Annotated in this window: 11 protein-coding genes; 6 read left to right on the top strand and 5 right to left on the bottom strand. The window is 72.9% G+C overall.

From position 1 onward, the window contains the following. Positions 1 to 196: 196 nt before the first annotated feature. From D9753_RS22375 to D9753_RS22360, 4 genes are all read left to right on the top strand, one after another. Entirely contained in the window at positions 197 to 1,525 is a 1,329-nt protein-coding gene (locus D9753_RS22375) for an ABC transporter substrate-binding protein (protein ID WP_121788605.1), read from the top strand. Further along, the gene (locus D9753_RS22370; RefSeq protein ID WP_121788604.1) at positions 1,522 to 2,547 is read left to right on the top strand and encodes a carbohydrate ABC transporter permease; all 1,026 of its coding nucleotides are present in this window, start codon (positions 1,522 to 1,524) and stop codon (positions 2,545 to 2,547) included. The genes D9753_RS22375 and D9753_RS22370 overlap by 4 nt, the downstream gene beginning before the upstream one ends. Beyond that, entirely contained in the window at positions 2,544 to 3,440 is an 897-nt protein-coding gene (locus D9753_RS22365; protein WP_394346738.1) for a carbohydrate ABC transporter permease, read from the top strand. The genes D9753_RS22370 and D9753_RS22365 overlap by 4 nt, the downstream gene beginning before the upstream one ends. A 112-nt stretch (positions 3,441 to 3,552) precedes the next feature. Further along, positions 3,553 to 4,986 (top strand): GH1 family beta-glucosidase, encoded by a 1,434-nt coding sequence (locus D9753_RS22360; protein WP_121788602.1) that lies wholly within the window; start codon positions 3,553 to 3,555, stop codon positions 4,984 to 4,986. Between the two features lie 63 nt (positions 4,987 to 5,049). Here D9753_RS22360 and D9753_RS22355 read toward each other — a convergent pair whose 3' ends face one another. The 3 genes from D9753_RS22355 to D9753_RS22345 all read right to left on the bottom strand — a co-directional run bounded on the left by D9753_RS22355 (position 5,050) and on the right by D9753_RS22345 (position 8,730). Then, positions 5,050 to 6,492, bottom strand: a complete 1,443-nt coding sequence (locus D9753_RS22355) for a glycoside hydrolase family 18 protein (protein WP_121788601.1) — start codon at positions 6,490 to 6,492, stop codon at positions 5,050 to 5,052. Between the two features lie 130 nt (positions 6,493 to 6,622). Beyond that, positions 6,623 to 8,026 carry a sensor histidine kinase gene (locus D9753_RS22350; protein ID WP_121788600.1) on the bottom strand — a complete coding sequence of 468 codons (1,404 nt, stop codon included), beginning with the start codon at positions 8,024 to 8,026 and terminating at the stop codon, positions 6,623 to 6,625. Further along, complete coding sequence (locus D9753_RS22345) at positions 8,023 to 8,730, bottom strand: response regulator transcription factor (RefSeq protein WP_121788599.1); 708 nt, start codon at positions 8,728 to 8,730, stop codon at positions 8,023 to 8,025. Before D9753_RS22345 ends, D9753_RS22350 begins: the two co-directional genes overlap by 4 nt. 98 nt (positions 8,731 to 8,828) lie before the next feature. Here D9753_RS22345 and D9753_RS22340 point away from each other — a divergent pair, with 98 nt between their 5' ends. Further along, on the top strand, positions 8,829 to 9,356 hold the full coding sequence (locus tag D9753_RS22340) for a hypothetical protein (protein WP_121788598.1): 528 nt from the start codon (positions 8,829 to 8,831) through the stop codon (positions 9,354 to 9,356). A gap of 40 nt (positions 9,357 to 9,396) precedes the next feature. Here D9753_RS22340 and D9753_RS22335 read toward each other — a convergent pair whose 3' ends face one another. Together D9753_RS22335 and D9753_RS22330 are read right to left on the bottom strand one after the other, a co-directional pair. Beyond that, positions 9,397 to 10,266 (bottom strand): spermidine synthase, encoded by an 870-nt coding sequence (locus tag D9753_RS22335; protein ID WP_121788597.1) that lies wholly within the window; start codon positions 10,264 to 10,266, stop codon positions 9,397 to 9,399. 34 nt (positions 10,267 to 10,300) lie between these two features. Continuing rightward, a complete protein-coding gene (locus D9753_RS22330) occupies positions 10,301 to 10,732 on the bottom strand; it encodes a hypothetical protein (RefSeq protein WP_121791228.1) in 432 nt (143 codons plus the stop codon). A 275-nt stretch (positions 10,733 to 11,007) separates the two neighbouring features. On the opposite strand from D9753_RS22330, the gene D9753_RS22325 reads away from it, so the two are divergent. After that, on the top strand, positions 11,008 to 12,489 hold the full coding sequence (locus D9753_RS22325) for a hypothetical protein (RefSeq protein ID WP_205614230.1): 1,482 nt from the start codon (positions 11,008 to 11,010) through the stop codon (positions 12,487 to 12,489). The last annotated feature ends 61 nt before the right edge of the window (positions 12,490 to 12,550 follow it).

Genomic DNA, 12,550 nt, shown 5'->3' with positions numbered 1-12,550 from the left:
CATCCCTCCGTGTCCGGTCCCTTGACACCCCGCTCGGAAGCGACGACTCTTCAACTCATCACTGGTGGGAGCGCTCCCACAGTACCTGACACCTACATATCCCGCACGTTCCCCGCCCGAGCCGCAGCGAGTACGAACGGGCCCGATTCCATGCAGTTGGCCGGGGGGTCGGCACGTCAGGCAACAGGAGGACGCAATGCGCACGAGCATCCGCCGGTCACATCGGCTGATGGCCCTCGCGGCCGTGGCCGCGCTGACCACGGGGCTGCTGGCCGGCTGCGCCAACGACTCGGACGACGGCTCGTCGGACAACTCGGGTGGCGACGGCAGTGGCAAGGGCGAGATCACGCTGACCATCGGGACCTTCGGCGTCTTCGGCTACAAGCAGGCCGGCCTCTACGACGAGTACACGAAGCTGCATCCGGACATCAGCATCAAGGAAAACGTCACCACCCGTACCGACGTGTACTGGCCGAAGGTGCTCACCCGTCTCCAGGCGGGTTCCGGCACCGACGACATCCAGGCCATCGAGGTCGGCAACATCACCGAGGCCGTGCAGACCCAGGCGAACAAGTTCGTCGACCTCGGCAAGGAGGTCGACAAGTCCCAGTGGCTGGACTGGAAGCTCGCTCAGGCCACCACGAAGGACGGCAGGACCATCGGGCTCGGCACCGACATCGGGCCGATGGCGATCTGCTACCGCAAGGACCTGTTCAAGAAGGCCGGGCTGGAGACGGACCGCGACAAGCTGGCCGCCCAGTGGAAGGGCGACTGGGCCAAGTACGTCGACCTGGGCAAGAAGTACATGAAGAAGGCGCCCAGCGGCACCAAGTTCGTGGACTCCGCGTCCTCCGTCTACAACGCGGCCCTCGGCGGCGGTGCCACCCGGTACTACGACAAGGACGGCAACGTCGTCTGGGACAAGTCGCAGGGCGTGCAGAAGGCCTGGAACGCCGCGATGACGGTCGCCACCAGCGACATGTCGGCGAAGCTGAAGCAGTTCGACAAGCCGTGGGACCAGGGCTTCGCCAACGGCTCCTTCGCGAGCGTGGCCTGCCCGGCCTGGATGATGGGCTACATCGAGCAGAAGTCCGGTGACGCCGGCAAGGGCAACTGGGACGTGGCGGCGGCGCCCACCGCGGCCAACTGGGGCGGCTCCTTCGTCGGCGTGCCGACGGCGGGCAAGCACCAGAAGGAGGCCATCGCCCTGGCGAAGTGGCTGACCGCGCCGGAGCAGCAGGCGAAGGTCTTCGCCAAGCAGGCCAGCTTCCCGTCCACCCCGTCGGCCTACGCGGGCCTGAAGCCGGCCGCGGACACGACGGCGTACTTCTCGAACGCGCCGATCACGCAGATCTTCTCCGACTCGGCGAAGACGATCCCGACGCAGTACTTCGGCATCAAGGACCAGCCCATCAACAGCGCGCTGACCGACGTGGGCATCCTCCAGGTCGAGCAGAAGGGCAAGTCGCCCGAGCAGGGCTGGAACGCCGCGAAGAACGAGATCAAGGACGTGCTCGGCCAGTGAGCAGTCCCAAGCAGGCTCTCGCGCATCCCGCGTCGAGCGCCGAGGCCGCGCCCGGCACCCCGCCGGGCGCGGCCGGGGGCGCTCGCGGTCGCGGCGCGCCGGCGGACGCCGACTCCTGGCGCGGCCGGTTCTACCGCTGGGACACGAAGGCGGCGCCGTACGCCTTCGTCGCCCCCTTCTTCGTGCTCTTCGGGGCCTTCTCCCTGATACCGCTGCTCTACACGGCCTGGTACTCGCTGCACAACGTGCAGTTGTCCTCGCTGGACCACCAGACCTGGGCGGGCCTGGACAACTACCGGAACCTGTTGTCCTCGGACTTCTTCTGGAACGCCCTGAAGAACACGTTCAGCATCGGCCTGATCTCGACCGTGCCGCAACTGCTGGCCGCGCTCGGGCTCGCGCACCTGCTGAACTACAAACTGCGCGGCTCCACCATGTGGCGCGTGGTGATGCTGACCCCGTACGCGACCTCCGTGGCCGCGGCGACCCTGGTGTTCACGCTGCTGTACTCGTGGGACGGCGGCATGGTCAACTGGGTGCTGCACTTCTTCGGTGTGGAGCCGGTCAACTGGCGTGAGTCGGACTGGGGTTCGCAGTTCGCGGTGTCCTCGATCGTGATCTGGCGGTGGACCGGCTACAACGCGCTGATCTATCTGGCCGCGATGCAGGCCATCCCGGCCGACCTGTACGAGTCGGCGGCGATCGACGGTGCGAACCGCTGGCAGCAGTTCCGGCACGTGACGGTCCCGCAGCTCCGGCCGACGATCCTGTTCACGGTCGTCGTCTCCACCATCGGCGCGACCCAGCTCTTCGGTGAGCCGCTGCTGTTCGGCGGGGTCAGCGGCTCCAAGGGCGGCTCCGAGCACCAGTACCAGACGCTCGGTCTGTACATGTACGACCAGGGCTGGATCATCGGCAACCTCGGGAAGGCGTCCGCGATCGCCTGGTCGATGTTCCTGCTCCTGCTGATCATCGCCGCGGTCAACCTGCTGCTCACCCGACGGCTGAGGAAGTCCCAATGAGCCAACTGAGCATCTCCCGGGCCGGGCGCCGGGAAGGAAAGGCGCCGCGGCAGCGCGGTCGCATGGGCGCCGGCAAGCAGTTGCACGCGGGCCCGGTGACGTACCTCGTGCTGGCCGTGTTCGCGCTGGTCTCGCTGGCCCCGCTGGTGTGGACGGCGATCGCGGCCTCCCGTACCGACCGGCGGCTGGCCCAGACCCCGCCGCCGCTGTGGTTCGGCGGCAACCTGTTCCGCAACCTGGAGGCGGCCTGGGACCAGGCCGGGCTCGGCACCGCGATGCTCAACTCGGTGATCGTGGCGGGCACGATCACGGTGAGCACGGTGCTGTTCTCCACGCTGGCCGGGTTCGCCTTCGCCAAGCTGCGGTTCCGGTTCTCCGGCGTGCTGTTGCTGCTGACCGTCGGCACGATGATGATCCCGCCGCAACTGGCCGTCGTACCACTGTATCTGTGGATGTCGAATCTGGGCTGGTCCAACCAGCTCCAGACGGTGATCCTGCCGAGCCTCGTGACCGCGTTCGGCACGTTCTTCATGCGGCAGTACCTGGTGCAGGCGCTGCCCACCGAGCTGATCGAGGCGGCCCGGGTGGACGGGGCGAGCAGTCTGCGGATCGTCTGGCACGTCGTCTTCCCGGCCGCGCGGCCGGCGATGGCGGTGCTCGGCCTGCTGACGTTCGTGTTCGCCTGGAACGACTTCCTGTGGCCGATCATCGCCCTGACCCAGCAGAACCCGACCGTGCAGGTCGCCCTGAACTCGCTCGGCACCGGTTACGTCCCCGACCAGGCGGTGATCATGGCGGGCGCGCTGCTGGGCACCCTGCCGCTGCTGATCGCCTTCCTGCTGTTCGGCAAGCAGATCGTGGGCGGGATCATGCAGGGCGCGATCAAGGGCTGACCGGCCCGCACGACCGTGCCCGCACGACTTCACGGGGGCCGGGCCACCGCCGTCCCGGCCCCTCCTTGCCCCTCATCCGCCGCCCCTTCCGACCGTATATGGGAGCGCTTCCATGTCTGACTCCGTTCCGTCGTCCGTGACCTTCCCGCCCGCCTTCCTCTGGGGCGCGGCGACCTCGGCGTACCAGATCGAGGGGGCGGTGCGGGAGGACGGCCGCACCCCCTCGATCTGGGACACGTTCAGCCATACGCCGGGCAAGACGGCCGGCGGCGAGACGGGGGACGTCGCGGTCGACCACTACCACCGCTACCGCGACGACGTGGCGCTGATGGCGGAGCTGGGCCTGAACGCCTACCGCTTCTCCGTCTCGTGGTCCCGGGTGCAGCCGACGGGGCGCGGGCCGGCGGTCCAGCGGGGCCTGGACTTCTACCGCCGGCTGGTCGACGAGCTGCTGGCGGCCGGCATCAAGCCCGCGGTCACCCTCTACCACTGGGACCTGCCGCAGGAGCTGGAGGACGCGGGCGGCTGGCCGGAGCGGGACACCGCGTTCCGGTTCGCCGAGTACGCGCAGCTCGTCGGCGAGGCGCTCGGCGACCGGGTGGAACAGTGGATCACCCTCAACGAGCCCTGGTGCAGCGCCTTCCTCGGCTACGGCTCCGGGGTGCACGCCCCCGGCCGCACCGACCCGGCGGCCTCCCTGCGCGCGGCCCACCACCTCAACCTGGGCCACGGACTGGCGGCCTCCGCCCTGCGGTCGGCCATGCCGGCCCGCAACCAGATCGCGATCAGCCTCAACTCCTCGGTGGTACGGCCCCTCACCCAGGACCCGGCCGACCTGGCGGCGGCCCGCCGCATCGACGACCTCGCCAACGGCGTGTTCCACGGCCCGATGCTGCACGGGGCGTACCCGGAGACGCTGCTCGCCGCGACCGCCTCGGTCACCGACTGGTCGTACGTCCTCGACGGCGACGTCCGCACGATCAACGCGCCGCTGGACGCCCTCGGCCTGAACTACTACACCCCGGCCCTGGTCTCGGCCGTGTCCGGGGACACCAAGGGGCCGCGGGCGGACGGCCACGGGGTGAGCGACCACTCCCCCTGGCCCGCCGCCGACGACATCCTCTTCCACCAGACCCCCGGCGAGCGAACGGAGATGGGCTGGACGATCGACCCGACGGGCCTGTACGACCTGCTGATGCGCTACTCGCGCGAGGCCCCCGGGCTCCCGCTCTACATCACCGAGAACGGCGCGGCCTACGACGACAAGCCCGACCCCGAGGGCCGCGTCCACGACCCCGAGCGCATCGCCTACCTCCGTGGCCACCTCGCGGAGGTACGGCACGCCATCGCCGACGGCGCCGATGTGCGCGGCTACTTCCTGTGGTCCCTGATGGACAACTTCGAGTGGTCGTACGGCTACGGCAAGCGGTTCGGCGCGGTGTACGTGGACTACGCGACGCTGGAGCGCACCCCGAAGTCGAGCGCGCGGTGGTACGGGGAGGCGGCACGGACCGGGACGCTGCCGTCGGTGGAGTCCCTGGCCTGACCGTCCCGGGCGCGGCCCGTCGTGGGGGCGGGCCGCACCCGGGGGCCGGGGGTCGGCCGGGTGTTACTTGTACGCGGCGAACGCCTTGGCGAACGCGTTCGTGTCCTGGCTGATGGAGCTGCACGTGGCGTCGGCGGTGGGCTTGGGGCCGCCGGCGCACTGCTTGTCGCGGGTCGCGGACCACATGGAGAGCCAGCCGATCCCCTTGGACCTGGCGAAGTTCACCAGTTGGGTGGCGTCCTCGACCTTGAAGACCTCCGAGGAGACGTCGTTGACGCCGATCATCGGGGTGACGGCGACGGTCTTCCAGGCGGCGGAGTCGGACAGTTCCAGCACGCTCTTGATCTGGGCCTGCGTGGCGGTGGCGGCCTGCTCGGCGTAGGTGCCCATGTCGCCGCTGTACGAGGGGCCGTAGTCCATCGCCATGATGTTGACGGTGCTGGTCCGCACACCGTTGGACTTGGCGTCGGCGAGCAGGTTCACGCCGTCCTGGGTGAGGCCCTCGGGCATCACCGGGAGGGTGAAGGAGACGTCCAGACCGGGGTGCTGGGCCTGGAGCTCGGCGATGGCCCGGGCGCGGCGGGTGTTGGCCGCGGTGTTGGGCAGCGCGCCGCCCTCGACGTCGAAGTCGACCTTGGTCAGTTTGAACGCGTCGACCACCTTGCCGTACGCCGTCGCCAGCGCGTCCGCCGAGGAGCAGGTGGTGGCCAGCTCGGAGCCGGAGGCGCCGCCGAAGGAGACGCGGACGTCACCGCCCTTGGCGCGCAGCGAGCCGATCTGCGCGGCCACGGCGTCGCTGTTCACGTCGGTCACGCCGCCCCACTTGGGGGTGCAGCCACCGCCGTCGTTGACGAAGGCGAGGTTGTAGTTCTTCACGCCGGTCGCTTCGGCCGCGCCGAGGAGGTCGAAGGCGGGGTAGAGGGAGGTGTCGACGTAGGGGGCGAAGCCGGCGGCGGAGGCGGTGCCGGTCCCGGTGCTGCCGGTGGGGGTGGGGGTGGGCGTGGGGGTCGACCTGGTGGGGGCCGGGGTGGGGGCCGGGGTGGTCTGCGTGGGCCGGCCGCTCGGTTCGGGAGTGGCGCCGTCGTCCGCGGAACACCGGGCGTCGTCGATCCGGCAGCCCGTCGGGTCGCCGCTGCCGTCGACCACGAAGCCGACGGTCACCGACTTGCCGGGGGCCAGGCCGTCGGTGTCCCATGTGGCCGGCTTCACGGTGACGTGCTGGCCGGCGACGCTGGAGCGGCCGTTCCACAGGGAGGCGAGCCTGGCGCCCGCCGGGAGGTCGAACTCCAGCGTCCAGGTCTTCTCGGCCTGGCCGGAGTTGTTGGTGACGACGTACTGGGCGGAGTACCCGGTGGACCAGTCGCTGGTCCGGGTGTAGGCGGCGTTCGCGCCGGCCGCGTTGGCGGTGCCGGTGAGCAGGACCGCACCCCCGCCGATCACCGCGGCGGCCACCAGTCCGCCTATCGCCTTGTTCCTGCCGCTGATCCTGCGCCGGTGCGTGCTCATGCGCGTGCCTGCCTTCGCTGTTCACGGGGGTCCACAGGACTGTCCCGACCTGTGGATGCGGCAGACGCTAGCGGGCCCGATTCGGACAAATGGCTTGTTCGGGGCGGTGGTTGCCGGGCTTATGGCGCGCTTAAGGGAGCGATCGGGATCGGTTAATGGTCGGGACCAGCCGGCGCGGCCGGCGCCGGCGCACCGCTCCCCGGTGCCCCCGGCCCACCGGCCCCCGTCCGTCCAGCCGGAACCAGATCCGCACCTCGGTGCCGCCCAGGACCGAGCCGCCGATGCGGACGTCGCCGCCGGTGGACTCGGCCAGCCGGCGCACGATGTCCAGGCCGAGGCCGGTCGATCCGGCGTTCCCGGAACCCCGGCCGCGGGCCATCGCCGCCTCCGGGTCGGGTATCCCCGGGCCCGCGTCGGAGACCAGCACGAGCACCGCGTCGTCGCCGTTGTGCACGTCGACCGCGAAGGCGGTGCCCTCGGGGGTGTGCCGGAAGACGTTGCCGAGCAGGGCGTCGAGCGCGGCGGCCAGGTCGGCGCGGGCCGCGGGCACGCGCACCGGCCGGTCGGCGCCGGCCACCCGCCACTTGCGGCCCTCGTCCTCGGCCAGCGCGGACCAGAACTCCATGCGCTCACGCACCACCGCGGCCACGTCGCACCCGGCGCCGGGTCCGGCGGCGGCCGTCTGCGGCTTGGCCTCCCGGGCCGTGCGGATGATGGTGTCGACCTCGCGTTCGAGCTGGGCGACGGCTGCCCGGGTCTGCTCGGCGGCCGGCCCGGCACCGAGGGAGGCCGCGTTGAGCCGGAGGACGGTGAGCGGGGTGCGCAGCCGGTGCGAGAGGTCGGCCGCCAGCTCACGCTCGTTGGCGAGGAGCTGGACCACCTGGTCGGCCATGGCGTTGAACGCGACGGCGGCGAAACGCAGTTCGGTCGGGCCGTCCTCCGGCACCCGGGCGCCCAGCTTGCCCTCGCCCAGCTCGTGCGCGCCCTCGACCAGGCGCCGCGCGGGCCGCACCATGCGCACTCCGAGCCGGTCGGCGACCGCGACCGAGCCGACGATCAGCGCGAGGCCGACGGCCGCGAGCACCGCCCAGGCCGTGCCGACGCCGTTGGTCACCTCGGCCTCGGGGACGTACACCTCGACCACGGCGATCGCGCCGGAGCCGAGCGCGACCGGCTGGAGCAGGGCGGAGCCGCCGGGTACGGAGCCGGTGGAGGCGCGGCCGAGTCTGCGCACGGCCTGGATGTCGCGGCCGGCGGCGCGCTGCCGGCCGAGGTCGAGCGCGGGCCGGCCGCCGTCGGCGGGCAGGTGCACGGCCATCCCGGAGTCGGCGCCGGCCGAGGCCACCACCCGCTCCAGCTCGTCCCGGTCGGTGGTGATGGACAGCGCGGGCGCGACCGCGGCGGCCTCCCGTTCGGCGCCTGCGAAGGCGCGGTCGCGGGCCATCTCCTTGACGACCAGGCCGAGCGGGACGGCGAACGCGACCACGACCATCGTGGTGACCGCCAGGCAGACCTTGACCAGAGCCCATCTCATCGCGGCACCTCTCCGTCCGCCGGGGGTTCGAGCTTCACGCCGACGCCTCGCAGGGTGTGCAGATAGCGCGGCCGGGCCGCCGTCTCCCCCAGCTTGCGGCGCAGCCAGGACAGATGGACGTCGATGGTCTGGTCGTCGCCGTAGGACTGCTGCCAGACCTCGGCGAGCAGTTCCCGGCGGGGGACGACGACACCGGGCCGGCCGGCCAGGAAGGCGAGCAGGTCGAACTCGCGCCGGGTCAGGTCGAGCCGGACGCCGTCCAGCTCCGCCTGGCGGCGCAGCGCGTCGACGGTGAGTCCGCCGACGCGGAGCACACAGGGGGGCTGGGGTTCCGCGCCGGCCGAGCGGGCGCGGCGCAGCACGGCGGCCATGCGGGCGGAGAGGTGCTCGACGGAGAACGGCTTGACGAGGTAGTCGTCCGCCCCGGCGTTGAGCAGCCGGACGATCTCCGTCTCGTCGTCCCGGGCGGTGGCGATGATGACGGGCACGTCGGTGATGCCGCGCAGCATCTTCAGAGCCTCGGAGCCGTCCAGGTCGGGCAGTCCGAGGTCCAGGACGACCACGTCGAAGCGGAGCTGGGCGACCTCGCGCAGCGCCTCCAGTGCGGTGCCGACGCTGCGCACGGTGTGTGCCGCGTCGGTCAGATGCCGGATGAGCGCCGAGCGTACGAACTGGTCGTCCTCGACCACGAGAACACTTGCCATGCGCCGCACCGTACGCCATGCGGGCGGGCCGGGCGGGGGCCTGTGGACAACCCGGGACAGGTGCGTACGGCCGTCCCCCTGGGGCAGTATGGCCCGCGATGCGCAGAGGACTCGTACATGTATTGGCGTGGCTGCTCGCGACGGGAGCGGCGGTCACGCTGTCGTGGTGGGGCGTGCACACGGTGATGGCGGGGACGGCGTACGAGCCGCCGCGTGCCCTGCCGGTCACGGCGGCCGACGCGGCCACCCGGCGTCCGCGGCCACCGGCCACGAAGCCGCCGGCCTCGCCGGCCGTCCTGCCGTCGCCGTCCGGGAGCCCGTCGTCCGCGAGCCCTTCGCCGGGGCCGCCGGCGGCCACGCCCTCGCGGACGACGGCCCCCGCCGCCTCCTCCACCGTCGCCCCCGGCCGGGTCAGGGCCTACGACACCGACGGCGGTCGGGCGGTCTTCGACCTGGGCACCTCCGGCGCGACCCTCGTCTCGGCGACCCCGGGGACCGGCTGGTCGATGCAGGTGTGGAAGACGACGGCGTGGATCCGGGTGGAGTTCGCCCGGGGCGCGGACCGGGTGTCGGTGTTCTGCACCTGGCACGACGGCCCGCCGCGGGTCGAGATCGGAACCTACTGACCGGCCGGCCCGGTTCCCGGCCGGGGGCGGGCGCGGAGCCCTACTGGAACACCGAGGGCGGCGGGGCCGGGGAGGCCACCGCGACCGCGTCCGTCACGGGTCCCGCGCCACCGGTGAAGTCGGTGAGCGCCCGGCCGTGTTCGACCCGGCCGGTGTGCGGGTCGGAGGCGGCGCGCCGGGTGAGTTCGGCGAGCGGCAGCGGCAGGTCGGAGGCGACCAGGACGGCGTTGCCGAAGCGCTTGCCGCGCAGGACGGCCGGGTCGGCGACGAGCGCGAGTTCAGCGAACCGGGCTGCCGCGGTGGCGATCTGGCCGCGCAGGTGCGCGAGGGGCGGGCCGTCGGCCAGGTTGGCCGCGTAGACGCCGGAGGGCTTCAGCGCGCGGCGGACCTCGTCCAGGAACTCGGTGGAGGTCAGGTGGGCGGGGGTGCGGGCGCCGCTGAAGACGTCGGCGAGGACCAGGTCGGCCCAGCCGTCCGGCACCTTGGCGAGCCCCGCGCGGGCGTCCGTCGTACGCACCCGGACGCGGGCCTGGGGGTCCAGGGGCAGTTCGCGCCGGACCAACTGGACCAGGCCCGCGTCCCGTTCGACGACCTGCTGGGCGGAGCGGGGCCGGGTCGCGGCGACGTACCGGGCGAGGGTGAACGCGCCGCCGCCGAGGTGCACGGCGTGCACGGGTCTGCCGGGCGGGGCGGCGAGGTCGATGACATGGCCGATGCGGCGCTGGTACTCGAAGGACAGGTACGCGGGATCGTCCAGGTCGACGTGCGACTGGGGCGCCCCGTCGATCAGCAGCGTCCAGGCGCGGGCGCGGTCCGGGTCGGGTACGAGCCGCGCGAGCCCGCCGTCGACCGCTTCCTCCACGGCCGCGGCGGGGGCCGACCTGCGCCGTGTGTTCCTCGACCTGCCCATCCGCCCATTTTCGCAGCTACCGCGGGCCCGCGCGTCACCGGCGGCTGTCGGCCGCCTCGATCAGCCGGGCCGCCTCCCCGAGGGCCCGGCGCAGCACCGCCGGGTCGGTGGCGAGGTCGGCCTCACCGGGCGGCAGCAGCCAGTCGGAGCCCGCCACGGGGGGCTCGGGCGCCAGGCGCAGCCCGCGCCCGTCCGTCTCGGTGCAGGTGCTGCCCGGCAGGTCCCAGCCGGCCGCCGTACCGGCCGGCACCACGAAGCCGAGGGTGCCGCAGCCGTCGTCGTGCAGGACGGGCCCCACCGCGTCGCCGGCGCCACGACGCAGGATGTCGACCGCCTCCAGGCCCTGCCGGGCCGGTACCGTCACGAGGTCGCACCCCGGATCGCCTCCCGCGGCCGTGGACGACGGCGACGGCGACGGCGACGGCGACGGCGACGTCCAAGGATCCTTGCTCTGGCTGGTCTCCATGCCGGCCTCCACCACACAGCCCACTCGCGGTCCATGAAGTCCAACGCCCGAGCACGTCAACGGCAACGGCACAAGTGCGCCGCAAAGGATGGCACTTCATGGCAGATCGTGCGTGAGATGACCGTTTTGTAGCCAAACGCTGTGCGGCGGGTCCCGCACAGCGGGTACGTTCAGGCCCGCCGGAACCAGCGCGTCACACGGACACCTCGTCCCGAGACCGCCCCCGGGTCCGGCACGGTTCGACGGTTCCACGGTTCGCACGAGAGGACCCGGCCATGGCGTCGTCCACGGTGACCTCGTCACAGTCCGGCCGGCCGCCCCGGCCCAACCTCGCCTTCCGGCGGCTGCGCGGCCGGCGCTCACCGGCCGAGTTCGCGGCGCTGGTACGGCGGGCGGCGCGGGAGATCGGTGAGCGCGTGAGCTGTGACGCGCGCTACGTCGGCCGGGTCGAGGCGGGTGAGATCCGCTGCCCCAACTACGCGTACGAACGGGTGCTCCTGCACATGTTCCCCGGTCGCACCCTCACCGACCTCGGCTTCGCGCCCCGTTCGGCCGTCCGCGGACGCGCGGCGCGTACGGCCGTGGAGGCGCGCGCCTCGGGTGCGGTGCCGGATGAGACGCGCAGGGCCTTCGGACCGTATGACACACAGGACCCGCACGACCCGGCCGGCCCGGATCCCTCGGACGTCCGGTACGGACCGTACGAGAACGGCCCCTGGAACCACGAGGAGAGCGACGTGCTGCGTCGCGCGTTCATGACCGGCACAGGCGCCACGGTGGCCGCCGCCACACTGGCCCCGCTGGGGATCACCACCGGTGCCGCGGCGGCCGGGCGGCCGCTCCGGCGCGTCGGCGCCCCCGAGGCGGCCGCCCTGGAGGAGGCCGTCCGCCGCATCCGGCTGCTCGACGACCGGCACGGCGCGGACGGCCTCTACCGGCGCGCGGCGGCTCCGCTGCGCGCGGCGTACGCGCTGCTGGACGCCGGCGCGACCCGGCAGGCCACCGCCGACCGGCTGCACGCGGGCGCCGGGGAACTCGCCATCTCCGTGGGCTGGCTGGCCCACGACTCCAGCCGTTTCGACGACGCACGCTCGCACTACGCCGAGGCGCTGGCCACGGCCCGCATGACCGGCGACCCGGGGCTGGAGGCGCACGCCTTCTGCAACACCGCGTTCCTGGCACGGGACGCCGGCCGCCCCCGGGAGGCGGTGCGGGCCGCGCAGGCCGCCCAGCGCGCCGGCCGGGCCCTGGGCTCCGACCGCCTGATGTCCCTCCTCGCGCTGCGCGAGGCGGGCGGCTGGGCGGGGCTCGCCGACCGCACCGGCTGCGAGCAGGCGCTGGCCCGCGCGCAGGCCCTCTTCGCACGGGGCCGCTCGGACGCCGACCCCGAGTGGATGAGCTTCTACGGAGAGGCCGAACTGGAGGGGCTGGAAGCGCAGTGCTGGTCCACACTGGGCGACTGGCGGCGGGCGTCCCGGCACGCGCGGCACGCGGCGCGGCTCCAGGACCCGCACTTCACCCGCAACATCGCGCTCTACACCGCGGAACTGGCCGGCGACCTCGCCCACGAGGGCCGTCCCGACGAGGCCGCCGAGGCGGGGCTGCGGGTACTGGGCCTGCTGGACCAGGTCCAGTCCTCCCGCATCCGGACGATGCTGGCGGCCACGGCCAGGGCCCTGCTCCCGCACCGACGCGCGCCGGGCGTCCCGGACTTCCTGAACCGCCACGCGTCGCTGCCGCGCTCCGGCCGGGCGTAGGACGCGGTCGGGGGACCGGTGAGCCGGGGCGCCGCCGGCCCGGGGCGGCGGGTCCGGGGCG

The organism is Streptomyces dangxiongensis (assembly GCF_003675325.1).
In the GTDB taxonomy this organism is placed as follows: domain Bacteria; phylum Actinomycetota; class Actinomycetes; order Streptomycetales; family Streptomycetaceae; genus Streptomyces; species Streptomyces dangxiongensis.
The sequence above is the reverse complement of the archived record's forward strand: the minus strand, read 5'-3'. Positions and strand labels throughout refer to the sequence as shown.

Coding starts and splice junctions, on each gene's coding strand:
- D9753_RS22360 (WP_121788602.1), top strand. CDS start 3,553: ATGTCTGACTCCGTTCCGTCGTCCGTGACCTTCCCGCCCGCCTTCCTC.
- D9753_RS22350 (WP_121788600.1), bottom strand. CDS start 8,026: ATGAGATGGGCTCTGGTCAAGGTCTGCCTGGCGGTCACCACGATGGTC.
- D9753_RS22325 (WP_205614230.1), top strand. CDS start 11,008: ATGGCGTCGTCCACGGTGACCTCGTCACAGTCCGGCCGGCCGCCCCGG.
- D9753_RS22330 (WP_121791228.1), bottom strand. CDS start 10,732: ATGGAGACCAGCCAGAGCAAGGATCCTTGGACGTCGCCGTCGCCGTCG.
- D9753_RS22355 (WP_121788601.1), bottom strand. CDS start 6,492: ATGAGCACGCACCGGCGCAGGATCAGCGGCAGGAACAAGGCGATAGGC.
- D9753_RS22375 (WP_121788605.1), top strand. CDS start 197: ATGCGCACGAGCATCCGCCGGTCACATCGGCTGATGGCCCTCGCGGCC.
- D9753_RS22345 (WP_121788599.1), bottom strand. CDS start 8,730: ATGGCAAGTGTTCTCGTGGTCGAGGACGACCAGTTCGTACGCTCGGCG.
- D9753_RS22340 (WP_121788598.1), top strand. CDS start 8,829: ATGCGCAGAGGACTCGTACATGTATTGGCGTGGCTGCTCGCGACGGGA.
- D9753_RS22365 (WP_394346738.1), top strand. CDS start 2,544: ATGAGCCAACTGAGCATCTCCCGGGCCGGGCGCCGGGAAGGAAAGGCG.
- D9753_RS22335 (WP_121788597.1), bottom strand. CDS start 10,266: ATGGGCAGGTCGAGGAACACACGGCGCAGGTCGGCCCCCGCCGCGGCC.